General features: G+C 68.2%; 30 protein-coding genes and 1 pseudogene. 18 read left to right on the top strand and 13 right to left on the bottom strand.

From position 1 onward, the window contains the following. Positions 1 to 134: 134 nt before the first annotated feature. The 5 genes from IG65_RS0130265 (at position 135) to IG65_RS0130245 (ending at position 8881) form a co-directional block, all read left to right on the top strand. Positions 135 to 725 (top strand): hypothetical protein, encoded by a 591-nt coding sequence (locus tag IG65_RS0130265; RefSeq protein ID WP_231509526.1) that lies wholly within the window; start codon positions 135 to 137, stop codon positions 723 to 725. A 58-nt stretch (positions 726 to 783) separates the two neighbouring features. Beyond that, entirely contained in the window at positions 784 to 1548 is a 765-nt protein-coding gene (locus IG65_RS0130260) for a DUF2127 domain-containing protein (RefSeq protein ID WP_030518368.1), read from the top strand. A gap of 159 nt (positions 1549 to 1707) precedes the next feature. Then, positions 1708 to 3216: a TIGR02677 family protein gene (locus tag IG65_RS0130255; RefSeq protein WP_051757230.1), complete on the top strand. Its 1509-nt coding sequence runs from the start codon at positions 1708 to 1710 to the stop codon at positions 3214 to 3216. After that, positions 3216 to 4658 (top strand): TIGR02678 family protein, encoded by a 1443-nt coding sequence (locus IG65_RS0130250; RefSeq protein WP_051757229.1) that lies wholly within the window; start codon positions 3216 to 3218, stop codon positions 4656 to 4658. Before IG65_RS0130255 ends, IG65_RS0130250 begins: the two co-directional genes overlap by 1 nt. Before the next feature lie 2 nt (positions 4659 to 4660). Next, positions 4661 to 8881 (top strand): TIGR02680 family protein, encoded by a 4221-nt coding sequence (locus IG65_RS0130245; RefSeq protein WP_030518365.1) that lies wholly within the window; start codon positions 4661 to 4663, stop codon positions 8879 to 8881. A 43-nt stretch (positions 8882 to 8924) separates the two neighbouring features. On the opposite strand, the gene IG65_RS0130240 is transcribed toward IG65_RS0130245, so the two are convergent. Further along, on the bottom strand, positions 8925 to 9167 hold the full coding sequence (locus IG65_RS0130240) for a hypothetical protein (RefSeq protein ID WP_156055848.1): 243 nt from the start codon (positions 9165 to 9167) through the stop codon (positions 8925 to 8927). A gap of 219 nt (positions 9168 to 9386) precedes the next feature. Further along, positions 9387 to 9875 carry a M15 family metallopeptidase gene (locus IG65_RS0130235; RefSeq protein ID WP_030518363.1) on the bottom strand — a complete coding sequence of 163 codons (489 nt, stop codon included), beginning with the start codon at positions 9873 to 9875 and terminating at the stop codon, positions 9387 to 9389. A gap of 158 nt (positions 9876 to 10033) precedes the next feature. On the opposite strand from IG65_RS0130235, the gene IG65_RS0130230 reads away from it, so the two are divergent. Both IG65_RS0130230 and IG65_RS0130225 read left to right on the top strand, forming a co-directional pair. Next, positions 10034 to 10618 (top strand): NADPH-dependent FMN reductase, encoded by a 585-nt coding sequence (locus tag IG65_RS0130230; RefSeq protein ID WP_030518362.1) that lies wholly within the window; start codon positions 10034 to 10036, stop codon positions 10616 to 10618. Between the two features lie 10 nt (positions 10619 to 10628). Continuing rightward, complete coding sequence (locus IG65_RS0130225; protein ID WP_030518361.1) at positions 10629 to 11096, top strand: nuclear transport factor 2 family protein; 468 nt, start codon at positions 10629 to 10631, stop codon at positions 11094 to 11096. A gap of 15 nt (positions 11097 to 11111) precedes the next feature. Here IG65_RS0130225 and IG65_RS0130220 read toward each other — a convergent pair whose 3' ends face one another. Continuing rightward, positions 11112 to 11570 (bottom strand): MarR family transcriptional regulator, encoded by a 459-nt coding sequence (locus tag IG65_RS0130220; protein ID WP_030518360.1) that lies wholly within the window; start codon positions 11568 to 11570, stop codon positions 11112 to 11114. A 99-nt stretch (positions 11571 to 11669) separates the two neighbouring features. On the opposite strand from IG65_RS0130220, the gene IG65_RS0130215 reads away from it, so the two are divergent. Further along, positions 11670 to 12062 (top strand): hypothetical protein, encoded by a 393-nt coding sequence (locus IG65_RS0130215; RefSeq protein WP_030518359.1) that lies wholly within the window; start codon positions 11670 to 11672, stop codon positions 12060 to 12062. A 32-nt stretch (positions 12063 to 12094) separates the two neighbouring features. Here the strand turns inward: IG65_RS0130215 and IG65_RS0130210 are convergent, their stop codons facing one another. Continuing rightward, positions 12095 to 13246 (bottom strand): serine hydrolase domain-containing protein, encoded by a 1152-nt coding sequence (locus IG65_RS0130210; RefSeq protein WP_030518358.1) that lies wholly within the window; start codon positions 13244 to 13246, stop codon positions 12095 to 12097. A 164-nt stretch (positions 13247 to 13410) separates the two neighbouring features. On the opposite strand from IG65_RS0130210, the gene IG65_RS38120 reads away from it, so the two are divergent. Continuing rightward, entirely contained in the window at positions 13411 to 13638 is a 228-nt protein-coding gene (locus IG65_RS38120) for a hypothetical protein (protein WP_156055847.1), read from the top strand. A gap of 6 nt (positions 13639 to 13644) precedes the next feature. Here IG65_RS38120 and IG65_RS38115 read toward each other — a convergent pair whose 3' ends face one another. From IG65_RS38115 to IG65_RS0130190, 3 genes are read right to left on the bottom strand one after another with little or no spacing between them, the layout of a single operon-like run. Then, positions 13645 to 13857, bottom strand: coding sequence for a hypothetical protein (locus IG65_RS38115; RefSeq protein WP_156055846.1), 213 nt, complete (start codon positions 13855 to 13857; stop codon positions 13645 to 13647). Continuing rightward, on the bottom strand, positions 13850 to 14197 hold the full coding sequence (locus IG65_RS0130195) for a hypothetical protein (protein WP_030518356.1): 348 nt from the start codon (positions 14195 to 14197) through the stop codon (positions 13850 to 13852). Before IG65_RS0130195 ends, IG65_RS38115 begins: the two co-directional genes overlap by 8 nt. A gap of 3 nt (positions 14198 to 14200) precedes the next feature. Then, positions 14201 to 14554, bottom strand: coding sequence for a hypothetical protein (locus IG65_RS0130190; protein ID WP_030518355.1), 354 nt, complete (start codon positions 14552 to 14554; stop codon positions 14201 to 14203). Between the two features lie 337 nt (positions 14555 to 14891). Here IG65_RS0130190 and IG65_RS0130185 point away from each other — a divergent pair, with 337 nt between their 5' ends. Further along, a complete protein-coding gene (locus tag IG65_RS0130185; protein ID WP_030518354.1) occupies positions 14892 to 15761 on the top strand; it encodes a helix-turn-helix transcriptional regulator in 870 nt (289 codons plus the stop codon). Next, positions 15758 to 15970: a DUF397 domain-containing protein gene (locus IG65_RS0130180; protein ID WP_030518353.1), complete on the top strand. Its 213-nt coding sequence runs from the start codon at positions 15758 to 15760 to the stop codon at positions 15968 to 15970. Before IG65_RS0130185 ends, IG65_RS0130180 begins: the two co-directional genes overlap by 4 nt. A 286-nt stretch (positions 15971 to 16256) precedes the next feature. On the opposite strand, the gene IG65_RS0130175 is transcribed toward IG65_RS0130180, so the two are convergent. After that, positions 16257 to 16676 carry a MerR family transcriptional regulator gene (locus IG65_RS0130175; RefSeq protein WP_030518352.1) on the bottom strand — a complete coding sequence of 140 codons (420 nt, stop codon included), beginning with the start codon at positions 16674 to 16676 and terminating at the stop codon, positions 16257 to 16259. Then, entirely contained in the window at positions 16673 to 17008 is a 336-nt protein-coding gene (locus IG65_RS0130170) for a hypothetical protein (RefSeq protein ID WP_030518351.1), read from the bottom strand. The genes IG65_RS0130175 and IG65_RS0130170 overlap by 4 nt, the downstream gene beginning before the upstream one ends. Before the next feature lie 115 nt (positions 17009 to 17123). Here IG65_RS0130170 and IG65_RS0130165 point away from each other — a divergent pair, with 115 nt between their 5' ends. The 3 genes and pseudogenes from IG65_RS0130165 (at position 17124) to IG65_RS0130155 (ending at position 19111) form a co-directional block, all read left to right on the top strand. After that, a complete protein-coding gene (locus IG65_RS0130165) occupies positions 17124 to 17456 on the top strand; it encodes a helix-turn-helix transcriptional regulator (RefSeq protein ID WP_030518350.1) in 333 nt (110 codons plus the stop codon). 2 nt (positions 17457 to 17458) lie between these two features. Next, a pseudogene (locus tag IG65_RS0130160) lies at positions 17459 to 18160 on the top strand (cation transporter); the annotation flags it as partial. 219 nt (positions 18161 to 18379) lie between these two features. Further along, positions 18380 to 19111 carry a dienelactone hydrolase family protein gene (locus tag IG65_RS0130155; RefSeq protein WP_030518348.1) on the top strand — a complete coding sequence of 244 codons (732 nt, stop codon included), beginning with the start codon at positions 18380 to 18382 and terminating at the stop codon, positions 19109 to 19111. A gap of 163 nt (positions 19112 to 19274) precedes the next feature. Here the strand turns inward: IG65_RS0130155 and IG65_RS0130150 are convergent, their stop codons facing one another. After that, positions 19275 to 20171 (bottom strand): LLM class flavin-dependent oxidoreductase, encoded by an 897-nt coding sequence (locus IG65_RS0130150; protein ID WP_030518347.1) that lies wholly within the window; start codon positions 20169 to 20171, stop codon positions 19275 to 19277. 237 nt (positions 20172 to 20408) lie between these two features. Between IG65_RS0130150 and IG65_RS0130145 the strand changes: the two genes are divergently transcribed. The 3 genes from IG65_RS0130145 (at position 20409) to IG65_RS0130135 (ending at position 22006) form a co-directional block, all read left to right on the top strand. After that, positions 20409 to 21164: a class I SAM-dependent methyltransferase gene (locus IG65_RS0130145; RefSeq protein ID WP_030518346.1), complete on the top strand. Its 756-nt coding sequence runs from the start codon at positions 20409 to 20411 to the stop codon at positions 21162 to 21164. A 117-nt stretch (positions 21165 to 21281) separates the two neighbouring features. After that, positions 21282 to 21665, top strand: coding sequence for a hypothetical protein (locus IG65_RS0130140; RefSeq protein ID WP_030518345.1), 384 nt, complete (start codon positions 21282 to 21284; stop codon positions 21663 to 21665). Then, on the top strand, positions 21662 to 22006 hold the full coding sequence (locus IG65_RS0130135) for a helix-turn-helix domain-containing protein (RefSeq protein ID WP_197039980.1): 345 nt from the start codon (positions 21662 to 21664) through the stop codon (positions 22004 to 22006). The genes IG65_RS0130140 and IG65_RS0130135 overlap by 4 nt, the downstream gene beginning before the upstream one ends. 111 nt (positions 22007 to 22117) lie before the next feature. Here the strand turns inward: IG65_RS0130135 and IG65_RS0130130 are convergent, their stop codons facing one another. Continuing rightward, positions 22118 to 22879 (bottom strand): TetR family transcriptional regulator, encoded by a 762-nt coding sequence (locus tag IG65_RS0130130; RefSeq protein WP_030518343.1) that lies wholly within the window; start codon positions 22877 to 22879, stop codon positions 22118 to 22120. A 93-nt stretch (positions 22880 to 22972) separates the two neighbouring features. Between IG65_RS0130130 and IG65_RS0130125 the strand changes: the two genes are divergently transcribed. Further along, positions 22973 to 24184: an FAD-dependent monooxygenase gene (locus IG65_RS0130125; protein WP_030518342.1), complete on the top strand. Its 1212-nt coding sequence runs from the start codon at positions 22973 to 22975 to the stop codon at positions 24182 to 24184. Between the two features lie 80 nt (positions 24185 to 24264). Here the strand turns inward: IG65_RS0130125 and IG65_RS0130120 are convergent, their stop codons facing one another. Both IG65_RS0130120 and IG65_RS0130115 read right to left on the bottom strand, forming a co-directional pair. Further along, the gene (locus IG65_RS0130120; protein WP_030518341.1) at positions 24265 to 24528 is read right to left on the bottom strand and encodes a hypothetical protein; all 264 of its coding nucleotides are present in this window, start codon (positions 24526 to 24528) and stop codon (positions 24265 to 24267) included. A 337-nt stretch (positions 24529 to 24865) separates the two neighbouring features. Then, the gene (locus tag IG65_RS0130115) at positions 24866 to 25264 is read right to left on the bottom strand and encodes a PPOX class F420-dependent oxidoreductase (protein ID WP_030518340.1); all 399 of its coding nucleotides are present in this window, start codon (positions 25262 to 25264) and stop codon (positions 24866 to 24868) included. Between the last annotated feature and the right edge of the window lie 244 nt (positions 25265 to 25508).

Raw genomic sequence — 25508 nt, 5'->3', positions numbered from 1 at the left:
CCATGAACCTCGGCAACGACCATGAAGCCAAACCCACCGCTCCCAGGTGATTCGGAACCCGATGGCTGCGGGCTCTATCACCACGAAAGAAAGGTAAGGCCGACCATCCCGAAATCGTCGGCTGGGGTGCGGAAATGGCGGCCTGGTTCGCCATCACGCAGGGCAACTACCGCGGTGCGATCGAGGTGGCCGAGTCCGCCCTGGACAACTGCCGCGGCATGGGCGTCGGCGTGCAGCTGGCCGCGCAGCAGGCCAAGGCGTGGGCCCGCATCGGCGATCGCGAGGCGATGGAACGCGCCCTCGAACGCGGCCGAGATATCTTGCGGCTATTGGACAATCCGGCAAATCTGGACAACCACTTCGTGGTCGACGCGCAGAAGTTCGACTTCTACGCCATGGATTGCTGCCGGGTCGCCGGTGACAACCGCCCCGCGGAAGCCTATGCCCGCCAGGTGATCCGCAGCGCCACGGGCCTCGACGGTTCGGTCCGTCAGCCGATGCGCGTATCCGAGGCACAGCTGACCCTGGCCGTCGTAGCGGTCCGCGATCGCGATCTCGAGCTCGCGGTCGACGAGGCGATGCGCGCGTTCGAGGGCAAGCGCCGCTCGCTGCCCTCGCTGCTGTGGATCGCGGGCGAGGCGGCGCGGGAGATGATCGAACGCTATCCGTCCGATCCCCGCACCCGCACCTATCTCGAGCAGCTGCGGGTTCTGTCGATGAGCTGAGCGGATTCGCCTGCGCCGCTGAATTGCACGATACCGCCGGGGTTGTACGCTGCGACGAATGGACTTCAGTCTGCGCAGCTGCTCGTGGCACGGGCACGCCACCTACGCCCCCGACGAAGCGGAACTGGCTGCGCGCCTGCATGTTTCGACGGCCGCCGGCGAGGCCTGGCGGTGTCTGCGCTGCGGGAACTTCGTGATCGGCGAGCCGCGCGGGCGCGGCCCGGCCGACGCGGCGCCCGAGGTGCCGCGCGGGCGGCTGCTGCGCGACCGGCTGATCATGCGGCTGCTGGCCACCGAACGGGTGATCCGCGGGCTGGTGTTCGTGGTGCTGGCCGCCGGGGTGTTCAAGGTGCGCAATTCGCAGGAGCAGCTGCATGCCGCATTCGATCGCGAGCTGCCGCTGATCCGTCCGCTCGCCGACCAGATCGGCTGGAATCCCGACAATTCCAAGATCGTGGCGTTCATCGAGAAGGGCTGGACGCTGTCGCCGACCGTGCTCACCTGGATCGCGGCGGGGTTGCTGGCGTACGCCGTCATCGAATTCGTGGAGGCCGTGGGCCTGTGGTACGTGCAGCGCTGGGGTGAGTATTTCGCGGTGATCGCCACCTCGCTGTTCCTGCCGCTCGAAATCTACGAGCTCACCGAGCGCATCACCGTCGTCCGCGCCGGCGCCCTCGTGATCAATATCGCAGCGGTGCTGTGGTTGCTGTGGTCGAAGCGGTTGTTCGGCCTCAACGGCGGTGGCGCCGCCTACCATCGCGAGCACAGCGAGGAGAGCCTGCTGACCGTGGAACGCTCCGCGGTCGCCACCGAGGCGGGGTGACGGCACGCCGAGGCCCGGGTGCGCCGCCGCGGCGCATGGGCAGGTATTACGCTCGTGCCGGTGACCGAGTCCGCTGACCGATTGCTGCCCGCCGAACCCGCACTGTTCGACGGCGTCTCCCCCACCCGGGACGAGACGGTGATCGAGGGCGCGGATCGGCTGCGGTTGTTCTCCTTCGCCACCGCCGACAAGCGCAACGACTATCTGTGGGTGCTGCGCGCCTTCGATCACGCGCGTGCCGCCTATGTGGTGCTGCTGCATGCCTCCGATGTGGCCGACACCCTGGCTCGGATGCCGGATGTCCCGCATCCCACCGCCACCGAGATCGGGCCGCTGCTCGAACAGCTGCACACCTGGGGTGTGCTGGAACGCAGTTACGACGGCACCCGCGCGGCGACCCTCGCCGAATATCGCAACCGGCACTACGTGTATCAGTTCTCGCAGGCCGGATATCAGGCGTACCGGGCGGTGAACGAGGTCCTGGGCGCGCGCTTGGACGAGGCCTCGCTGTCGCGGCTGGTGCTCCCGGAACTGCTGGCCGATCTGCAGGCACTGGCGCAGGCCAATCGCGACGGGGACGCCGAGCGGGTGTACCGAATTCTGAAGCGACTCGACACCGCGCTGTCCGAATTGGCCGACCGCGCGGCGCATTTCTATCTGACCCTCGGCGATCTGGTCCGCACGACCGAGGCCACGCCGGAAGCCTTTCTCGCACACAAGGATGCGCTGCTGGCGCACATGCGCGAATTCAGCATGGATCTGGCCCGCTACGCGCCCCGGCTGGCGGCCGCGATCGCCGAGGTCGACGACACCGGCGCCGAGGCGCTGATCGCCCGCGCCGCGTCCTGTGACGAGCGGGTGCTGCTGGACGTCGCAGCGCGCGAAGCCGATTGGCGGGCTCGCTGGCAGGGGTTGCGCGGATGGTTCGTCGCGGTCCGCGATCGCGGCGCGCCCGACCAAGGCGGCGAAGCCGCCCCGGCGACCGAGGCCGAACGGTTGCGGGAGGCGACCATGAGCGCGATCGCGGCGGTGCTGTCGCTGCTGCGCCGCGTGACCGAAACGCGCAAGGGCGGGGTGAGCCGGGAGTCGGCGCTGCGGCATCTGGCCGGTTGGTTCGCCGCCGCGCCCACCACCGACAGCGCGCACGCCCTGTTCGACGTCGTCTTCGGATTGGGCAAACCCCGCCACCTGTCGATGGAACATCCCGACGCTGACATCATTCCCGCCCACCGATCCTGGTGGGAGGCAGCGCCGCTGGAGATCGCGCGCACGCTCGCCGAAACCGGCCGTCAGCCCACCCCGGGCGCGCCCGCGCGGCTCGTGCGCAACGATGCCGGGGTGCGGCGGCTGCGCCAGGCGCAGTTGGAGACGCAGCGGGCCCGCGCGGCGGCCGCGATGTCGCTGGCCGCCGCCGATGTGCACGACCGGGTCCTCGACGAACGTGAAACCGAGGTCCTCCTGCGGCTGCTCGACGCCGCCTCCACCGCGTGGGTGCCCGTGAGCGGGCGGGTGAGCACGACCGGATCCGACAGCGGCGTCACGCTGACGGTCCGCGAACATCCCGGCTCCACGGTGGTGCGCACGGCCCAGGGTCTGCTGTATCTGGATCACCGCCGGCTCGAGGTGCGCGAGAATTCCCGCGCCCGCACCGCCTCCGGGTGGTCGTGATGCACGCGAAAACCATCGACCCGCTGGCATTGGACAGCTACCAGCGCGCCGCGCGGGTCCTGCTGGCCAATCATCTGGTGACCCGGACCTTCCCGGATCGCATTGCGCTGCCGTTGATCCGGCGCTGGGCCACCGAACTGCGCGAGGACATGACCGAGGTGCTCGGTTACCGGCTCGAGGTCACCGAGACCACGGCTCGGCTGTTCCCGATCCCCGACCGACTCGACACCGGCCGTCCCGCCCGTACCCCCGCCGATCGTGTCTTCGACCGTCGCCGCTACGCCTATCTCTCGCTCGCCCTGGCGGCGCTCGGTCGCGCCGGTGATCAGATCACGCTGTCGGAGTTGGCCGATCAGGTCGCGGCCTACGCCGTGCGGGTGGAGGGGCTGGACCTGTCGACCGAACGCGCTGCCGACCGGGATGCGTTCGTGGACGCGGTGGCCTGGCTGGCCGCCCGCGGCGCCCTGACCCTCGCCGACGGCGACGCCGGTGGCTGGGCCGCCGACCCGGAAGCGGGTGAGGCACTCTACGACATCGACCGCTCGGTGGTGTTCGCGATCTTCCGGCCGCCGCGCGCGTTGCAGCACCTGCACAGTGTGCGCACCCTGCTCGCCGACGACACCGATTCCGCCGCAACGGCTTCCGTGCCATCGCGCGCCGCGGCCGCGCGCCGGGTGCGGCGGGCGCTGATCGAACTGCCGGTCGTCTACGCCGAAACCCTCGGTGCGGCAGAACAATCCGCGCTGGGCAGCGAGAAGATCGTGGCGGAAGTGGAGTTGCTCACCGGGCTGCGCGCTGAACGCCGCGGTGAGGGCGTGGCCTTGATCGACACCTCCGGCCGGTTCTCCGATGTGCGCTTCCCCAGCACCGGAACCCTCGCGCAGGTCGCGTTGCTGCTGATCGGCGAGATCGCCGACCGGGTCCTCGACATCGACAATCCGCTGCCCCGGCAACCGCGCCCGCCCGCCGCCACCGGCATCGCCGACGGTCTCGATGCCGCCATTCCGGCGGCCACGGTCTTCGCGCCGCTGGTCACGGCGCCGCAGGAACCCGGCGACGCGGATGATCCGGCCGACGAGGAAGGTCCCGAGCCGATCACCCATCCGTTCGTCGACGACGAGTGGATTCGCGCGACGGTGCACGCGCTCACCGAGCGGTACGGTTCGACCTTCGCCGCTCAATGGCAAGCGGACGTGGGCGGGCTCACCACCGAGGTGGTCGGTCTGCTGGCGCGGCTGTCTCTCGTGGAGATAGTCGACGGCGGTGTCCTGGCACTGCCCGCGCTGGCCCGCTATCGGGGCGCGGTGGTCACCGTGCGCACGCGGGCCGAAACCGAATTGTTCGCCTCGGCACGATCGCTGGGCGCGCACGCCACCGGGCAACCGGCGACCGCACCGGCCGGCGCCGCGGGATCCAGTACCTCAGGAAAGGGGACGGAGTAACCATGGACCTCATTCACGGTGGTGTCCGCTTCATTCCCACCCGCGCCGGAATCGTCAATCTGTGGGACTACCGCGATCAGGAATTCTGCTTCGCCGACGGGCGGCTGGTGCTGCGCGGGCCCAACGGCTCCGGCAAGACCAAGGCGCTGGAGGTGTTGTTCCCCTTCGTCTTCGACGGCCGCATCGAACCGCGGCGGTTGAATCCGTTCGCCGGTGAAGAGCGCACGATGAAGTCGAATCTGCTCTATCGCAAACAGGATTCGGCTTATTCCTATGTCTGGATGGAATTCGCGCGCGGGCGCTGGTCGGACCCCGAGGTGGTCACCGTCGGCATCGGCATGCGCGCGACCCGGTCCTCGGACAAGGTGACGCGGTGGTATTTCGTCGCCGACGGCCGGGTGGGCGTGGACTTCTCGCTGATCGGACCCGACGACCGGCCCTTCACCCGCAAACAGCTGGCCGAGCAGATCGGCACCGACGCGATCGTGGACCGCCCCGTCGACTACCGCGCCGCGATCGACGCGCGCATGTTCGGCCTCGGTGTGCAGCGCTACGACCAGTTGATCAATCTGATCCTGACGCTGCGCCGACCGCAGCTGGCCAAGAACCTCGATCCGCGCGGACTGTCGCAGGCCCTCACCGACGGCCTGCGCCCGCTCGACGATCAGCTGATCCTCGACGCCGCCCGCTCGTTCAGCGATATGGAGGAGGTCGGCCGCACGCTCGAGGGGCTGGTCGCCGCCGACTCCGCCACTCGCACCTTCGTCGACGTCTATCGCAAATACCTTGCGGTCCAGGCGAAGTCGGATGTGGATCAGGTGCGCTCGCGGTTGGACGCGGTGACCCACGGCAGCACCGCGCTGTTCGCGGCCGCGGCACTGCGGCAGCGGCGCGAGACCGAGCGCAACGCCGCCGAGCATCGCGCCGAGGAGGCCGATCGCGCCTACGAGCAGGCCCTGACCGATCGGGAGACGCTGCAGCGGTCCAGCGCCTACGAGGGCAAGCAGCAGCTCGACGATCTGGCCGATGCCGTGCGACGGCTCGAGACCTCGGCGGCGGTCCACCGCGACAAGGCGACCAAGGCCCAGCAGGCGGCCGACCAGCGCGGCGACGAATACGAACGCGCCACCGCCGCGGTCACCACCGCCGCCGCGGCTCTGGCCCGCGGTGAGGACGAACTGCGCGCGGCGGCCGAGGAGGCCGGAATCGCCTGGGCCGCCCTGCCGGAACAGGCGCGCACCGAACAACTCACCACCACCGTGCGCAGCCACGCCGAGGAACGCGACGCCGATGTGCGCGCGGTGCGCCAGGCGATGACGGTGGCCGATGCCGCCGCGGCCGACCGCACCCGCGCGGAACGAGCCCTCGAGCGTGCGGCCCGCCGGCGCGACACCGCGGCCGCCGAATTGGCCGAGGCGGAGGCCGCGGTGGCGCTGGCACGCGCGAATACCGCTGCCTCCCTGCGTAGTTGGTGGAACACGCACGGTGAGCTGTACTCCCCCGTGGCCGCCGGATTGTTCGAGGCGCTCGACGCCGCCCTCGCCGAGGCCGGCGGCGACGATGCGCCGCCGCTGCCGCAGGTGCTGGCCGAGCACACCGAATCGCTCACCGAGTCGCTGCGGGATCGCCGCCGTCAGGCCCGCGCGAGCGCCGATCAGGCTCGCGATCGCGCCGCGGCGCTGCGTGCCGAACAGCAGCGGGTCGCGGCCGAACAGGACGACGCGCCCCCGGCGCCGCAGAGCCGCACCGAGGCCCGGGCGACGCGTCCCGGTGCACCGCTGTGGCGGCTTGTGCGTTTCGCCGACGACATCGGTGCCGAGCGCGCCGCCGGGATCGAGGCGGCTTTACAGGCCGCGGGCTTGCTCGACGCCTGGGTCGGTACGAATGACGAAGCGCCGCAGGTTGATTCGGACATCTACCTGACGCCGCTCCCGCACACCGCCCGTCCCGATGGTCCCACTCTCGCGCAGGTGCTGGTCGTCGAGGACGGTGTCAGCGACGATGCCGATTCGCCGATCGCCGCGGTCTCGCGCACCCACCTCACCGATATCTTGGCCTCTATCGCACTGAGCGACAACGACTCCCATGTCGGCGACCTGGTCGCCGTCGGCGGTGACGGCGGTTTCCGGCAGGGCGTGCAGCTCGGCCGTCACCACAAGCAGCAGGCCGAATTCATCGGCGCCACCGCCCGGGCCCGACGCCGGGAGCGGCGCCTGGCCGAGTTGGCCGAGGAGATCGCCGCCGCCGAACAGGCCGAACAGACCGCTCGTGCGGACGCCGATGAGGCCTCCGGCGAGTTGGCCCGGCTGGCGGCCGCCGCGAAGGACTTGCCGCGCAGCAGTGCGGTGATCGCCGCGCTGCGTTCGGTGTCCGAGGCGGCGGGAGTCCTGCGCTCGCATACCGAGGCGGCGGCGCAGGCCGAACACGATCTGGACCAGGCGGTCGCGGCGTTCACCGCGGCCGACAAGAAGGTGCGCGCGGTCGCCGCCTCTCGCAACGCGCCTCGCGATCCCGCGGAGCTGGACGCGCTCGCCGCGGCCGTCCGCCATTTCGAGAACACCGGCACCGCCCTGCTGCGGCTGCGCGGCGACCAGCAGCGCGAGGCCGAACGCGCCCGCGAGGCCAGCGACCGGCTCGCCGAATCCCGGGATCTGGCAGAGGCTTTCGCCGAGGAGGCCGAAGCCGCGAGGGCCGGGTACGAGGAGCAGTTGCGCAAACTCGAGACGCTGCGTGAGGCGCTGGGCGCCGACACCGCCGATATCGACCGCGAACTCGAGCAGGCCCGTGAGCGCATCGACGCCGCCCGCGCCGAACAGCGGGCCGCTCGCAAGGCCGCCGCCGAGGCGATCGAAGCGGTCGGTTCGGCCGAGGGCGCCTATCGCGCCGCCCACGAGTCGCTCGGCACCGCGCTGACCGAATTGCTCACCGACGTCCGGCAACTCGCGCCCTACGCGCGGCCCGATCTGCTCTCGCTGCTGGGCGCGCCCACCGAGAGCCGGTGGCCGAGTTCGCCGGCGGCCTGGTCGACCGCCGATCAGCTGCTGTATCGGATCGAATCCGGCGGGCCGGAGAACGAGACCGCCGTCCTGCCCGTCGAGGTGCACGAGTTGTTCGACAACCTCTGCGCCGCCACCACTTCCGTGCGCGCCGGGGAGTCCGCCCGCAAGTCGACGCGCAGCGCGGTGACCGCGGCGCTGCAGGAATTCGACGCCGCCCTGGCCTCCGCGCGCCAGGACTACCGCCTGCAATGGGACGCGGCCGACGGCCTGACCGTGGTCCAGGTGCACGACGACAACGGGATGGCGGCACTGGCCGATTTCGCCGACCGCATCGCCGCCGCCCGCACCGATCAGGAACTGCTGCTGACCGATGCCGAGCGGCGCATTCTCGAGGACGCGCTGCTGACCGGGCTGGCGCAGCAGATCCACGAACGCACCTGCGACGCCCGCGATCTCATCGGCCGGATGGGCGCGGAGATGAAGCAGCGGCGCATGTCCTCGGGCAACACCATCGGGGTGCACTGGGTGCTGGCGGACAATCTGTCGGAGTCGGCGCGCGCGGTGTGCAAACTGCTGGACCGCGCCGCTGCCGATCTGGGTCCCGACGAATTGGCTACTGTGCGTGCGCATTTCGCTGCGGAGATCCGGGCGGCACGCGCGGCGCATCCGGAACGGTCCTATCCGGAGATTCTGGCCACCACGCTGGACTACCGGACCTGGCGGGTGTTCTCATTCACTCTGGTGACCGCCGACGGCTCCGAGGATCGGCTCACCGTCGCGCGGCACAGCGCGCTCTCGGGTGGCGAACAGTCGGTGTCGCTGCATCTTCCGCTGTTCGCCGCCGCGCACGTGATGCTGGATTCGGCCGATCCGCAGGCGCCGCGACTGCTCGCATTGGACGAGGCGTTCGCCGGCGTCGACGACAACGGTCGCAGCGAATTGCTCGGCCTGTCGGTCGATTTCGATCTCGACCTGTTCATGACCGGCTACGACCTGTGGATCACCTACGATCACGTGCCTGCGTGCGCGCATTACGATCTCGCGCATTCGGCGGCCGAGAACACCGTCAGCGCGACGCTGCTGGTATGGGATTCCTCGGCGCTGCTGGCCGAACACGACGGCTCCGATCTGACCACCGCCCTGGGCTCGCCCAACCGGCGCCGCACCCCGCACACCGTCGAGGGCGGCATCACTTTCGACGAGGCGCTGGAACCGACCAGCTGAACGGGATTCGTTGCGCGCCGGGCACATTCGCACCCGGCGGGGCTCACCGGTCGCCGAAGGTGACCGACAGCGTATCCCGGTCGCCGGGTGCGACCACGACGGTCAGCGGCGGATCGGGAATCGGCCGGTCGGAGGCGGCGTAGCCGACCCAGCCGGTGCCGACGAAGACCGCGATCAGAAGGGCGGTGGGCAGTTCCGGCAGCAGCCATCCGCACGGTATGGAGGCCAGACCGGTCTCGGGGATCAGCTGGACCGTGGGTATGTCCGGTCCGGTCTCGCTGTGCACCGCATTGCCACGTATCGCACCGCTCCGCCGTACCGGAACCCGCCCTTGCACCCGAACCTCCATCGCTTCGAGCGTCCCGGCCCGTCTGCCGGGAAACCGCCAGACATTTACAGTGCCCCATCCGCGAGTGCGCCACACCGGTATTGGACAGGACAATCGGCGTGTCTCCGAAAGTTTGCTGAATACCGATTGGTAGCTATCCGATTCGCGAGTTTCGCGCTACCGATGCGGACGGACACTGGCGTCGGGCCACCGGGGCGGGCAGGCGCCGCCGGGGAAGGTCTGCAACTCGAAGTGCCACCACTCGTTGTCGAACGTCCGGCACAGCCCCCACCGATTTCCGTTGTCCTGCAACCACTGCGCGCCCTGCTGCGGGCCGACGTCGATGGCCTTACCGGTCACGTGCGTGGATTCGTCCGGCGGCAGCACCCACCGCCGCGCGGCGTCGGGACCGCCGTAGGTGGCGATGCCCTGCTCCCACAGCTGTTCCTGTTCGTCGCGGGTGCGGTGCCCGGACACGATCTCGAGCGGAACACCCTGCTGGTGGGCCTGGCTTTCGGCCATCGTGTAGGCGGCGGCCAGCAGCGGATCCAGTCCCTCGGTGCCGGCGGCGAACGCGGTATGGGCAGGTTCGGCCAGACCCGGTCCGGCGGCACCGCCCAGCGCCACACCGACCACCACGGCTGTACCAGCAAGTCCTCGCAGCATGAAGCCGATCGTAACCAGCGCCGATCCCCACACCGCGCAACCGGGTCCCGGCCCACCGTCACGCCCGCGAGCCGCCGGGCACAACCATCGCCTGACATTCCGGACGGCTGCGTCGTCGAAAGGACGTACCAGTTTTCAGCCATCCAGGAGCTCCGGACATGACCAGAATCGGCATCATCCTCGGCAGTACCCGCCCCAACCGCAACGGTGCCCAGATCGCGCAGTGGGTTCTGGACTCGGCATCGCGTCGCGGCGATGCCGAGTTCGAACTGATCGATCTGCGCGATCACCCGCTGCCGCATCTGGACGAGCCGGTGCCGCCGGTGTTCGGCCCCTCGGTGCACGCGCACACCCGGGCCTGGGCCGAGCGGATCGCACCGTTGGACGGTTTCGTGCTGGTGACCCCCGAATACAACGGCGGGATGCCGGGGGTGCTGAAGAACGCCCTCGATCACGTCTTCGCCGAGTGGGTCGACAAGGCGGTCGGATTCGTCTCCTACGGCGCGAACGGCGGCGCCCGCGCGGTCGTGCAGCTGCGGGCGGTCTGCAGCTCGCTGGGGATGGCCGATGTGGGCTACCAGGTCTCGATCTCGGTGCTCACCGATTTCGAGAACCACACCACGTTCACCCCGCGTGACCATCACGCCGCCGCGCTGGACAAAACACTGGACCAAGTCGTCGCGTGGAGCACCGCACTGGCCCCGCTGCGGGCCGGCGCCGAAACCACTCTCGCCAATTCCTGAGGAGCCGAACATGACCGTATCCAACGACTTTCAGTCCCGCGCCGACCGGCTCGCGGCCGACGAAGCCGAGATCCGCCGCCAAATCGACCGGGTGGCCGACGGACTGCGCGCCAAGGATCTCGACGCCGTGCGGCAGGCGTACGCGACCGACGTCGTGTCCTTCGATGTCGAACCGCCACTCCAGCACGTCGGGATCGCCGCGAAACTCGACAACTGGGCCAAGGTTTTCCTGTTCTTCGAGAACGTGGACTACGAGATTCGCGATCTGACGTTCACCGTGGGCGAGGACGTGGCATTCGGGCACGCCTTCGCCCGGCTGCACGGCACGATGAAGAACGGGGTGGCCAACAGCGGTATGTGGGTCCGGGTCACCTACGGAATGCGCAAGATCGACGGCACCTGGCTGATCGTGCACGACCAGGTGTCGGTGCCGTTCGACATCGCGAGCGGCACCGGGGTCGTCGATCTCGAGCCCTGACAGGCCCTTTCGACGTCAGCCGGCGGAGACCGCTTCCTCGTAGGCGCGCAGTGTCGCGATGACCAGGGCCCGCTGCTCCGCGGTCAGCGGGCCCAGCGCGGCGCGCCACCCCCGATCCGCGCCACCGAGCCAGTCCGCCACCGCCTTTCGGTGCGCGTCGGCGATCGCGACGAGGGTGCGCCGCCGGTCGTTGTCGTCGGTGCGGCGTTCCAGGACGCCCTGGCGGCTGAGGTCGCCGATCATCAGGCTCACGGTGGTCGGCGCCACCTCCAGTCGCCTCGCCAGCTCGTTGACCGTGAGCGGCCCGTCGAACAGCACGTACGTCAACAACGACAGATGGCGCGGCGCCAGATCGAACGATCGCAGGGCGTCGGGCACCGGCAGGCGTTTCGCCCGGCCGACCAGTCGCGGCATGAGCAGCACCATCGCCCGGACGCTCTCGTCCAGGGACAGCCCGTCGTGCTCCGTTGACATACCCTTCTCCCTCAAATACCTTTGCTTTCAAAGCTAAATTGCCGAACAGGCCCATCGTCCCACGTGGACACGCTCTCACCCCTTCTCGGAGGAGAAACGATGACCGATCCCGCCCGGCTCCGCGCGCTGACCATCGGATTGCATCCACGAGCGCTGGACTACAGTCGTCTTCCCGATCTGGACGAGGAGCAACTCACCGCCAGGGTCGACGCCGCCAACGCCGCGTTGCGCGACACCGAATTCGACATCACACCGTGCTTGGTCTCCGCGTCGCCCGACGAGGCCGAGAACGACATCCGGGCAGTGCTGGCGACCCGGTCGTTCGACCTCGTCATGGTGGGCGGGGCGGTGCGAGCCATACCCGAGCACACCCTGCTCTTCGAGCGCGTGGTCAATCTCCTCGCCGAGGCGGCGCCGGGAATCCGGTTCTGCTTCAACACCTCACCGGAGACCACCCTCGACGCCCTCCGCAGAGCGGCCGCATTCGCCTGAATCCTGCCGGCGGCCAAGCCTTCCGGCAACGATCACAGGCAGTCGTAGACGGCGGCGACCAGGTCGTAGGCTCGCCGGTCACCGGCGAGCCAGTCGCGGCGCAGATTCGGAACGAAGGCGATCGCCACCCGGTTGGCGACATCACCAATGCCGATCGAGCCGCCCGCGCCGGGGTGTCCGAACGCGGTGGGTGCCGCGGTGTCCGGCAGGACGAAGTTCTGCGACGGCAGCATGTATCCCCAGCCGAACGCCGTCTCGAGTTGCAGCACCGCGTCCACCCCGCGCACCCGCTCCCGCGTGGCCTCGGTGAGGACCGCCTGCGGCAGCAGCGTTCCCGCGACGAGGTCGCGATAGAAGCCGGCGAGAGCGCGAGCTGTGACGACCAGACCCGACGCCGGCCACCCACCCGCCAGCACATCCGAATTATTGTATGCCGCAGTGGGATTGGAAGAGGAGCGCATCAGCAGCGAATCCGGATCACGATACGCCTCCGCCACGCGGGCCGCCGCGTCCGCATCGATCGGCCCGCTGTCGTCGGTCCACACCATCTCGGCGGCGGGTGGGCGGGCCAGGCGTGCCGCTCGGGCGGCCTCGTCGGCGGATACACCGATACGCAGATCCGCACCGAAGTGGCCGCGCACATACTCACCGACCGTCGACTGGGTATGGCGGCGTACGAGTTCGCCCACGAGCCAGCCGAAAGTCAATGCGTGATAACCGTGTTCGCTACCCGGCCGCCACATCGGGCGCTGCGCCGCGAGGGTGCGTGCCATCAGTTCCGCGTCGGCGGCCTCGGCCACCGTGATCGGCTGTTCGAAGACGGGCAGCCCGGCGCGATGGGTCAACATGTCGGCGAGCGTCGTGGATTCCTTGCCGGCGACCGCGTACTCGGGCCACCACCCCGCGACCGGCTCGTCCGGGTCGATGCCGAGGTCGTGCGCGACGGCGAGAGCCGCCGTCGCGGTGACCGCTTTCGTGCAGGAGAAGACGACGCAGGCCGTGTCCTGCTCCCACGCCCGCCCGGTGCGTTCGTCTGCGACACCACCCCACAGATCCACCACAGCGCGCCCGTCCACACACACCGCCACGGAGGCGCCCAGATCGCGCCCCTCGCCCAGGTTGGCGGCAAACACCTCGCGGACCGCCTCGAAGGCCGGATCCACCCATCCCTGTAGGCCGGTCATCACAGAATTAGAACACGTTACAGAGACTGGCGTCGGTGTTCGCCGCCGAACCCGGCGCACCGGGCGAAATGCGCGGCGGCGTGTCGCTCTGCCGCGAGTCCGAATCACCCGATAGCGTGCGAATCGGTCGTGTGCTCTGCCGACCCGACGACGAGGAGGCAGTCATGGCTCTTCCGCTGACCGCGAACACCCTGGTGCCGCTGGCCGCCGCACTGGGGGCGAGCGCACTGGTCGCAGTCGCCTCCCTGGCGCCGGGACGAACCCGGAGAATCCCCACACGGACCGACGAGGTGACCCGGCGGCGCCTGGTGCGCCAGGGCGGGGTCGCACCTTCCGGCCGCCACCGCGCGGGGCGTGGTCGGCGGCGTGCGGCCACATCGACGTCGCGATAGTACGGATCACGACTCGAGCCATTGTTCGATCGCGTCGAGTTCAGCGGTGCAGAAGACCTCTTCCCCGCTTTCCCTGTCCAGCAGTTTCCATTCCGGTTGCGGGCGGACGCTACGGAGGAGACAGTAGCCGGCGGTTTCGGCGCGCGCCGTGAGCTCGGGAATGCGTTCCGGCATCGGATCTGCTTGCGATGCCGAGGTATTCGTCTCACTATCACTCATCGTCTTCGCTCCTGAAAGTGTTCGGGCGGGTGGAATCGGGACGAATGCGACCGGCCGCGACCAGCGCGGCGAAGGCCTCACGTTTGCGCGGGCAGTCGTGATCGCGATGCATCTGCATCCAGTGGTGAGCCTCGGCCGTAGTGAAGGACCGGGCGGGCGGGGCACAGCTCCAGTCCGTGAGCCGAGCGATCGGCGACCCGGAGTTCGCGCCGTTCCATCGCTCGACGTGCCCGGTACGCGGAGAATCATCGCTCGGCCAGAAGCATCCGACGGCGAGCAGCACGACGCCGCACCCCGCCAGCACCGTGACGACGCTCGACAGGGCGTTCCACGTTCCCATCGCTCACCGGTCACGAATGGTGTTGGGGTACAGATCGTTCGCGAGTTCGTTCAGCCCGGCGAGCACCTGCTGGAAGGTTTCGATCGGCACGTCGCGCTGTCGCGGTAGACCGGAAACGTCACTGCCGACCGGGAATTCGATGCCGCGCCGATGCGCACGCTCGCGCGGGCTCAACCGCGGCGGCTCGATCCGCCGGACATGCACCAGGGTCCGATAGGCCACCTGTTTCCACGCGCACAGTTCGATACGGCAGTTCCGGTGATGCTGCATCAGATCGTGGGCCAGTTCGATCTGCGAGAGGTCGCAGATATCCGGTAGCGCGAGGAGAGCATCCTCGTCGATCGGCGGGTACGGCACTGGTGGCATCTCCTTCGAAGACGTTGGGCTGAAACGCAATTCACGACCGGCGCTCGCCGGGCGGATACGACTCGGCTATCATGTGCGGTAGCCGTGGCACAGGGGGCGCACTCCACCTGTAGCCGCACTAGCGATTCGTCAGGTTCCTCTGTTTGTGCCGACCGCAGGAGCGGTCATGCTTTCGCGTCGGTCGTGGTCGCAGCAACAGAACACCATCGACCGGCCTGGTCCGCGTGCGCGACATGAAATCCCGCCGGAAGTGCCGCAAAGCGCCAGGACGGATTACAGGAATCCAGAGGCACCATTTCACTTCGCAACGCATAGAAAGGGGCATTCGATGGCCGAACGCGGGGAACCGCTGTCCCTGCCGAAACGCCAGCTCGGCTACTACCTCAGGCAGGCCCGGGAGGAAACCGGCATGAGCCTGGCCGAGGCCGCGGCACATATCGGACGCTCGGCACCCACGTTGATGCGCATCGAGAAGGGGCTCACCCAGAAACTGTCGGTTCCCGAGATCGAGGCGTACTGCCGGCTGTACGAGTTCGATGAGGAGAAGCTCAAGGCGATGAAAGGTCTTGCCCAGCAGGCCGATACACAGAACTGGTGGCACGAATACGACGATCTGATTCCGGCCGACTTCGACATCTATGTGGGATTGGAAACCGCCGCACAGGAGATTGCGACATACCAGCCCGAACTGATCCCTGGTCTACTTCAAACCCCCGACTATGCCCGGGTCCTTTCGCGAAACGCGTTGCCGAGCGGCACGGATGACACGATCGAACGGCATGTCCACCTCAAAATGCGACGGCAACTACTCGTCACTCGCAAGGTCCGGCCGGTTGGATTGCAGCTCATCGTTCATGAGGCGGCTCTTCGTCGCGTCGTCGGAAGCGGCAAAGTGATGAGTTCCCAGGTGCGCTACCTGGCAGATATAAGTACGCGCGCGAATATCGACATTCGGATTCTTCCATTCACCGCCGGCGTACCGGTAGGCGAAGCGATCGGTCCATTCGTGATGCTGCGCTTCGGCCACGCCAACCACAACGTCGTGTACGCGGAAACCTACACGGGTGACCTGTATTTGGAGAAACCCGCTAGCCTCCGTCGGTACGCTGGAGCATACGAGGTCATGCAGTCCGCCGCACTGGATGCGGCACGCAGCAGGATCACGTTACGGCAGATAGCGAAGGAGCATCTAGGGTGAGCGCTGATCTATCCGGGGCGAAGTGGTTCAAGAGCAGGCGAAGCGGGGGCACGAAGGAGTGCGTCGAGGTCGCATTCCTCGACGGTGGCGCGGTCGGCGTCCGCGACTCCAAAAACCCAGGTGGCCCAGCCCTCGTGTTCACCCCCGCTGAGTGGGACGCCTTCACCAGCATCGTGGGCAACGGCGGGCTCGACGGATCACAGGCGTAGTCGACCGGCGCAGCGAATCGGCCGGGCGGCTCGCAGTCGGTGATTCCGCACGATTCCTGTTTCAGGAATCGGCGAGTCTGAAAAGTGTTGCGCCACAGTCCTGCTGGCACAGCAGGGCGGGCTGCCACCGGCACCGGTTCTCGGCGAGCTCCAGGCCGATCCGGCGCCCAATACCACCGCGGGAGCGCTCGGACGGTCTAGACGTAACACTGCCCCAGCGCCGATGGAGGTGGTTCAGCGCGGCATCGTCGTGTCGGCATTCGCGACTGTCGATCCTACCGATCCGCTAAGTACCGGAGTCGGACGGAAGTTCGAAAGGCACTGGGCAGGAGGGTGTCTCACTGCAGGTGAGCAGGTCCTCGCACCCGGCGGCCAACGCGGCACGCAGGGTGTCGCGGACCGCGCCGAGTTCGGCCAGTTCGGCATCGACCTCCGCAAGCTTGACGCGCGCACGGGTGCGCAATCCGGCGTCGCGCCGGTGGTGGCCGGTACCGGAGAGCAGGTCGGCGACCTCGTCAAGGCTGAATCCGAGCCGCTGGGCGGCCTTGATCACCCGCAACACCGTCACCGCATCCTCCGGATACAGGCGGTGCCCACCGAGGGTGCGCTGCGGTTCGGCCAGCAGGCCGCGGCGTTCGTAGTACCGCAGGGTCTGGGTGTTCACTCCGGCCGCGGCCGCGAGCTCCCCGGTGCGCAGCCCGGTCACCGCGCACCGCCGGTGAGGCGGGCGGCGAATGCGTCGAGCACCGCCGTATAGGCCGGTGGGACAACGATACTCAGCACCGGCCCTTCTTCGGTGGCGCCGAAGTCGAACGTGAAAAACGAGCAGCAGCTACTCTCCCGCGCCGCGAGGTCCCGGGCCCGCGGCGCGGCATCGGCGGCGAGGATCAGGTCGAGCCGGTGAGGGCCCGGTCGACGAACAGCACGGACCGCCTCAACGAGAAACCGATCGAACTCGGCCACCCGGATCGGCTGCTCGGCCGTGGGCAGGGTGCATGCCGGCGGCACCCAGTCGTCCTTAACCGGAGAAATCGTCATATCTCGACGGTAAGCCTGTACCCCGGTACCGGATGCAAGCTCGAGATTCACCCGGAGACCACCCAGCAATAATTCACTCTTTTCTGTATACAGATTTCGATGTACCGTCTGCCTTATGCAGACCTTGCCTGTGGCCCACACCGATGCGCTGGCCCGCCTCGGGCACGCCCTGTCGGATGCGACCCGCACCCGGATCCTGCTGAGCCTGCGCACCGGCCCGGCCTATCCGGCGGAGATGGCCGAGCAGATCGGGGTATCTCGCCAGATTCTGTCCAATCATCTTGCGTGCCTGCGCGGATGCGGGCTGGTCGTAGCTGTCCCCGAGGGTAGGCGTAACCGTTACGAACTTGCCGACCACCGCATCGCCGCCGCCCTCGAAGACCTGCTCGGGCTGGTGCTCGCGGTCGATCCGGCCTGCTGCCTCGCCGCCGAGACCGAGGGCTGCTGATGATGTCGCAGTCGCTGGGTATACCGGGTGTGCCGTCGGCCGTGGCGGTCGGCCCGTCGTCGCAGCGGCGTGCCGTGCTGGCGCGGCGGATCCGCTGGTTCGTGGCCGCGACCATCTCCTACAACGTCATCGAGGCGATCATCGCGCTCACCGAGGGCAGCCGGGCGTCCTCGGCCGCGCTGATCGGATTCGGACTGGACTCGGTGATCGAGGTGTCTTCCGCGGCCGCGGTGGCGTGGCAGTTCGCCGGACCGAACCCGGAGGCCCGGGAGAAGATCGCGCTGCGCATCATCGCGTTCTCGTTCTTCGCACTCGCGCTCTACGTCACCGTCGACTCCGTCCGCGGCCTACTCGGAATCGGTGAAGCTCGCCACTCCCCCATCGGAATCGGTTTGGCCGCAGTCAGTTTGGTTGTCATGCCCATCCTGTCGGCCGCGCAGCGACGCGCCGGTCGCGAACTGGGCTCCGCCACCGCGGTCGCCGACTCCAAACAAACCTTGCTCTGCACCTATCTGTCCGCGGTCCTGCTCGTCGGTCTACTACTCAACGCCCTGTTCGGATGGTCGTGGGCCGATCCGATCGCCGCACTGGTCATCGCCCTGATCGCGGTGAAGGAGGGTGCGAACGCCTGGCGCGGCGACACCTGCTGCCCCACCCCGGCCCCCCTCGGCCCACAGCAGAGCGACGACCACACCTGCGACTGCGACCGAGCACCCCTGATCGCGCGTGTACGTAGCCGCACATCGGCGCGAAAACCTGTTGCCGGACAACCGGGACCATTGCTACCTTTCCCGGAGCCGTGCAAGAGAACGAGGAGGTGGTACCCGTGAACGCAGTATCGACATGGGTGCTCCCCTCAGGGGTCACGGTCGGGCGATAGGTCGTCCGGGAGCGCCGCGAAAGCACTCCCGAAAGGCACGACCATGCATTTCACCTCGGAACAGCGTCTCGACGACGACGTCCTCGAACGCCGGTTCACCCTCGGCGAGATCCCCGGCACCCTGTGGACGCCGACATCCGCCCCCGCACCCACACCGCTGATCCTGCTGGGCCATCCCGGCGGACTGGACAAGATGTATCCCCGTCTGGCAGGCCGGGCCCGGCGCGCCGTGGCGCAAGGCTACTCCGCGGCCACGATCGAACTCCCCGGCAGCGGTGACCGGCCCCGTTCCCCCGACGCCGAGCAGGCCCGCGCCGATCTGCGCCGGGCGGTTCAGGCCGGCGAGCCGGTCGACGACGAAATCGTGGACCGGCTCGTCCTACCGCTGGCCGACAAGGCGGTACCGGAATGGCGGGCCACCCTGGACGCCCTCCTGTCGCTGCCCGAGATCGGCGGGCCGGTCGGGTTCTCGGGAGGGGTGATCGCCATCGCGCTCCGGCTGGCGGTCGTCGAGCCACGCATCGTGGCTGCCGTTTTGTTCGCCGGAAGTTTCGTGCCCCGCAGCATGTTCGACGAGGCCCGGCAGGTCACCATCCCACTGCTGGTCCTGCTGCAGTGGGACGACGAAGGAAACGACCGGCAGCAGGCCCTCGACCTGTTCGACGCCTTCGGCTCGAAGGAGAAGACGCTGCACGCCAACATGGGCGGGCATACCGGCGTCCCGCACTTCGAGGGAGACTACGGAGACCAATTCTTCGCACGGCATATGAAGTGATGCTGTGCGGCTGACCCGACCGGCAGGCGCCGGCCGGTCGGGTTCAGTGCAGCACCTTCCCTCCTGACGTATCCGGTCCAGATCGGCAGGGCATCCTCACACAGCGACAGATGAACCTGTCGTCTCTGCTCAGCTCCCAGGTGGAAGAAGAGATCGCTCGGTGTCATGAAGGACGAGCCCGTGTGGCGACCACCTCGGACGCGACCTCGAGGAAGTTCAGGTCGGTGACGGCCGGAACCAGGATGAACTCGTCGCACCCGGCCCGCTGCGCGCCGTCGAGAATGCCGGCGAGCGCCTCGGGACTCGACGCCCGCGCCGACGCGGCGACCATGTCGGCCAGGTCGGATCCGAGGAACCCGAGGTACCGAGCGGTGAAAGAACGCAGCGCCTCGGACGCGTCGGTGACACCCAAGGCAGTGAAGCAGCCGCTGACCTTGCGCGGGGGCGTCGTACGACCGGCCTCGGCCCAGCATCGGTCGGCGAGCCCGCCCACCTTGGCGATCTCCTCGGCGTCGCCGGAGATGCTGAAGCCGGAGATGCCGTCGGCCCACCGCGCCGCCCGGCGCATCGCCTTGGGCCCCATCGCGCCGGCGAGGATGACCGGCCCATCCGGCTGCACGCACGCCGGCCCGATCGGGTCCGCGCCCTCGAACGGGGGCTCGCCGGCCAGCAGTGACTTCAGCTCGGCGACCTTGTCGTCGAGTCGCTGGTGTCGTCGCTCGAATTCGGCGCCGAGAGCGCGGTAGTCGTGCTCGCGAGCGCCGACACCGACGGCTACCTCGAGACGGCCGTTCGCGAGCTGGTCGAGGGTGCCGATCTGCTGTGCGACCATCGCCATCGGGTGCTGTGGGAGCACCCAGAGGTTCGCCAGGACCTGCACACGCTCGGTGACCGCGGCGCAAGCGCCCAGCGTCGCGACCATCTCCGGATTCGAGAACGTCACCCGCTCACCCACGGAGACGCTCGAAAACGGGCCCGCGTCGATTCGCCGGGCCCAGTCGAGCGTCGTACCCGGTCCGTAGCCGGGAGCCATCTGCGGAAGTGCGACACCGATCTTCATGGGGCGACCCTCTCAGACCCACCCGGCCCCGGTCACGCGATCCCCGATATCGCTCAGAGCTTCACATGCGGTTCGTCCTCGACCGCGCCCGGCGCCATGGCGTTCGCTACACGACTCACGCGACCGATCCCGGCAGAAGGCGCTCTTCCGCGGCGTCGCGCGGGATAGTAGGCCATCCGAAGTGATTGGCTCACAGGGCTTTACAGCGCATACTCCTGACATGTCAGGATGGAGCGCATGACTTCGGTTCCGGAAGGCCATGCATTCACCGCTGATCCGGCCGCGGTGAGCGGCTACGACAGCATCGCCGAGGGGTATGCGGCCGAAAACGAGACCGGCCTCCTGCACGCGCACTACAACCGGCCCGCGATCCTGGAGCTCGCCGGGGACGTGTCCGGGCGGCGGATCCTCGATGCCGGCTGCGGCTCGGGTCTCCTGTTCGCCGCGCTGCGCGACCGTGGCGCCGTCGTGACCGGCATCGACGCGAGCGCCGGGATGCTGGAGCAGGCCCGGCAGCACCTCGGCGCCGACGCGGATGTGCGAGTCGCCGACCTGGCCGATCCGCTGCCCTTTCCTGACGCCGCGTTCGACGATGTCGTCGCGTCTCTGGTCTTGCACTATCTGCGAGATTGGGGACCGACTCTCGCCGAGTTGCGACGAGTGCTGGTCCCCGGCGGCAGACTCATAGTCTCGGTCGAGCATCCTTTCGCCAACTTCCTCGGGCAGCGCCTGGCCGGTGACCCGACCAACTACTTCGAGGTCCGCAACCGGATCGAGGAATGGACCATGGGCGGCCGGACCGCCCGGCTGAGCTTCTGGGACCGGCCATTACACGCGATGACCGACGCCTTCACCGCAGCGGGATTCCGCATCGGCGTCATCAGCGAACCCCCGGCCCTGCCCGCCGCCCGCGACCTGATCCCCGAGGTGCTCGGCGAGAGCACCGACAACAGATTCCTGTGCTTCCTGTTCTTCGTCCTGCACGCCGACTGACAACCGCAGCCTCGGGCGCGGCCAGTCCTGGATGTCCGGACGACGCCCCGGATTCCCGACCAGGATCCCCCGGCGCAGGGACTGGCACCCGCTCCAGCGTGCCTCTAAAATAGAGGCATGACCGAAAGTCTCATCCTGCCGGTGTGGCAATCGAAAGACACCACGCAACTGCCGGCCTTGCTCGCCGAAGGCGTGACCTTCTCGAGCCCGGTCGCCGACTACCACGGGCGGGCCCGCGCGGCACATCTGCTGGCCACGATCGCGACGGTGCTCGACTCGGTGCAGCAGACGCGGCAGTGGACCGACGGGCAGCAACGGATGTTCGCCTTCACCGCCCGATTCGCCGACCAAGAACTCCAGGGTGTGCTGCGGGAAGAACTCTCCGAGACCGGCAGCTTGACCCATGTGACACTGTTCCTGCGGCCGTATCGGGCATTGCGCGCGGCCATCGCGGAAATGGCACGGCGACTGGAAGATTCACCCCCACCGCAGGCGGCATGACCGTGGCGGCCGAAACGCCACGTCCGGGGCATCCGGTGCGCGGATCGACCACCGGGCGTCCGATCATGGCGCTGTTCGATCTGCTCGGGCGGCGCTGGGTGCTGCGGGTGATCTGGGAACTCGATCAGGCCTCGGGTCCGCTCACCTTCCGCGAACTGCGCACCGCATGCGGCGACCTCTCCTCGAGCGTGCTGACCCGCCGGCTGTCCGAACTCACCGAGGCGCGCCTGGTCGAACACCAGGAGGGTTATCGGCTGACCCGCGCCGGGCGCACGCTCGTCGAGCGGCTCACACCGCTGACGCAGTGGGCGACGGAGTGGCGCATGACGATGGACGAGTAACCACTCCGGGCCAGAGGGCAGCGGTAACGCTCATTCGGATACCGCACCGGGCCGTCGAGGTCGACATCGCGCCGGAATCCTCAAAGCAGCCTTCACGTATCAAAAATCAATTTATGAGACGGGTGGGCCGTCGCCGGAGGTTGTGAGATTCCGATAGACGGTCGCACGGGACACACCCAGGGTCGCGGCGATCTCGTCGACGGTACATTCGCCGGAATCGCGCATTCGCCGAGCGGTTTCGACCATCGCGGCGGTCATCGCACCCGGTCGGCCGCGACCGGTCCGGCGCCGTGAGGGGTCGGCGGGCCGCCCGGACGTGCGAGCAGTGACACGGGACGGCGCCCCACCCAGCAGTCGCCGCACCCCGTCGAGAATGGCCGCGCGTAAACGTTTTTCGCTCTGGTCGGCAAAGAACACCACCGGATCGCTGAGCGCCGCGTAGATCTGCGCGGCCCGTACCCGGGCGGTGAAATCCGCGTCGGGCCCGGCGAGCAATGCCTGCGCGGTCAGGGCGATGTCACGCAGCCGCCGGTAGGTGGCAGTATCGGCCGACAGCGCCTGGTCCTGCATATGTATCCGCAGCAATGGCCGATGTTGGAGCCAGGTATCGATGAGCCCTTCGGCCACTGCCCACCGTCGCGCGTCCGCATCCCGGATGGATCGGACCGATTCGAGCATGGCCTCGGTGTCTGCGAGCAATGGCTCGACCAAGGCGACGACGATGTCGCTTTTACTCGGAAAGTGGTAGAGCACAGCCGTTTTGGTCAGGCCGACCCGCTCCGAGATCTCCCGCACGGAGACGGCGTGGTAGCCGCGCTCGGCGAACATCACCAGCGCGGTGCGCAGGATTCGAGCACGCGAATCGTCGGTCACGGTCCCCGATCCTATCCCTTGACTGACCGACGGTCAGCACCTTATCGTTGAGACCTGACCAATGGTCAGTATTTTTGCGACAAGGAGGACGCGGTGAAGAACGAGCGGATTCTGATTTCCGGCGCCGGTATCGCCGGACAGGTGTTGGGGTACTGGCTGGCACGGCATGGATTTCGGCCCACCGTGGTCGAACGAGCACCCCGGTTGCGGACCGGCGGCCAAGGGGTCGATATCCGCGATCAGGCGATCGACGTGGCCGAGAAAATGGGGATCATGGCGCGTGTGCGGGATTCCGCCGCCGACGTCGCGGGGATGAGATTCGTCCGCGCCGACGGACGCGACCTCGCTCGGATCGACATGCAGGGAATCAAGGAGAAGTACGGCAGCACCGAGGCGGAGATCATGCGTGGCGATCTCGTCCGGATCCTGCACGACATCACCGCCGACAACGTCGAGTACATCTTCGGCGACTCCATCCGCGGGCTAGAGCAGGATGACGACAGTGTCACCGTCACCTTCGAGCATGCGCCGACGCGACGCTTCGACCTGGTGATCGGAGCCGACGGCCTGCACTCGACGGTCCGGCGACTGGCCTTCGGCCCGGAGTCCGACCACGTGCGGCACATGGACCACTACTTCGCCTTCGGTAACACCGACTCGGCGTTGGGACCCGATCGGTCGATGACGGTCTTCAATACGCCGGGACACTTCGCCGGGATCTACCGCTCGGGCAACCACACACAGGCCAAGGCGTATCTCATGTTCCGCAGTCCGCGGCGCGATATCGACCCGCGCGACCAGGAGGCAGCGCGGACGCTGCTCGCCACCGAGTTCCGTGGCGAAAACGCCTGGCACGTACCGGAATTGCTGCAGGGCGTACTCGCCGATCCCGACGCCTACATCGACACGCTCGGCCAAGTTCGCATGAATTCCTGGTCGATCGACAGGGTCGCGCTGGTCGGCGACGCCGCCTACTGCGCGTCTCCGGCCTCGGGCGCCGGGGCCGAACTGGCGTTGATCGGGGCCTATCGGCTCGCGGGTGAGCTCGCAGCCGCCGGCGGCGACCATCGCATCGCCTTCCACCGGTACGAGCGGGCCCACCGGCCGTTGGTCGACCGCAAACAAAAAATCGGCCCCAACCTGCGACTGATGGCCCCCAAAACACGGGTCGGCATCGCCGTGCGCAACCTCATCACACGCCTGCCGCTCCTGGAATCGATGGCCGGAATGGAACGCATCATGGCCCCCAAGTCCGTCGAGCAGCTCCCGGACTACAGGCCGCCGGCAGCGACGGTCGCGGAATGAACCGATTCGGCGCACAGTGCCATCGCGGTTCGCCTCGCGCCCGCTGGTCCCTCGTCGACGCCGGCCGTGTTCAGCCGGAATCAGGAATCTTTGTCCTTGCGAAGGTCGTCCGGTGGTTTGTTCTCGGTGACCTGCTCGTCGACCGAGTCGGCGAAGGCGGTACCGGCGACCATGCCGTCGGTACCGGGTACGACGACGCTGGCCCGGGCGCCGGGCTCGTAGATCTTGTCCAGCCTGTCGGCTTCCTTCTTGGCCCGCTCGCGGGTTTCCCGATCCGGTTCCGGCGCGGCCGTCTCGGCGGGCTTGGCGGTCGACTCCGAGGCATCCGATGTGTTCTCCGTCATAGTGGCGTGATTCCCGTCCGTCCCGCTCTTACACAGGCTCTGCGATCATCGGGGTCGGCGTTCGACATCGGTCCGCGTGGCGCGGCGTGTGGCATCCGCCCGAAACCTCGCGACCGGGCCCGTCCGCGACATCGACCGGCGAGGTGCCCCGTCGTACTACCCGCAGCCTGTGCAGGCATCGCGGCGCCGCGTGCGCGCCGGCACGACCTCTCGCGAGCCCCGGGCACCGTGCTGCACCCGCACATGATCCCGGTCCCGTAGGGCGCCGAGCCGACTCGAAAGGCCGGACCATACTGCGCACGTCCTGCGATGACGCATAACGCGCGCACCGTATCGACTACTCGGGCTTGCGACTGGTGAAGTCGAAGGATCCGCTGTCGATGCCCCAGGAGATGATCCGTTCGGGGATGATGCGGATGACCGCGCGTTCCTGGGGCGGGAACGGAGGCTCCTCGTCGTCGAGCGCAACGGCCGTGCCGCGCACCTCGATGCCGCGAATTTCGTAGGGCTCCAACGACACCTGCTGGTCGACGACGAACGACACGCGGCTGCCCGCCTCGACATTGCGATACTTCCGGCTGGCGCGCATGCGCATACCCCCGATGTCGACGGTGCCGTCGGCGTTCACTCGATAGCTGGTCGGGTTGTTCTGCACGACGCCGTCGGGCGACACCGTGGCGAGACGGCCGATTCCGGCCTCGGCGAGGAACTTCTGCTCCTTGATGGTGAAGGTCATGTCGATTACTCCTCGGTGAACTCGAATATCTATCAGCGCTAGCGACTAGAGCGACGGTAACATCTCGCTCGATAGATTGTCTAGTATTGCTAGATTCCAGTCCGCGAGCAGAGGTTTACGCTCGAATCATCAAGCTCGACAGGCTGTTCCGCCCGAGCGAACACAACGACCTCGGCAGCACCGATGAATTCTCCGCGGCCCCGCCGTCGACACCACTGGATACCGACAGCACTGGGCCCGTCCC

The sequence above is a fragment of the Nocardia sp. NRRL WC-3656 genome (genome assembly GCF_000720265.1).
GTDB lineage: Bacteria > Actinomycetota > Actinomycetes > Mycobacteriales > Mycobacteriaceae > Nocardia > Nocardia nova.
The sequence above is the reverse complement of the archived record's forward strand: the minus strand, read 5'-3'. Positions and strand labels throughout refer to the sequence as shown.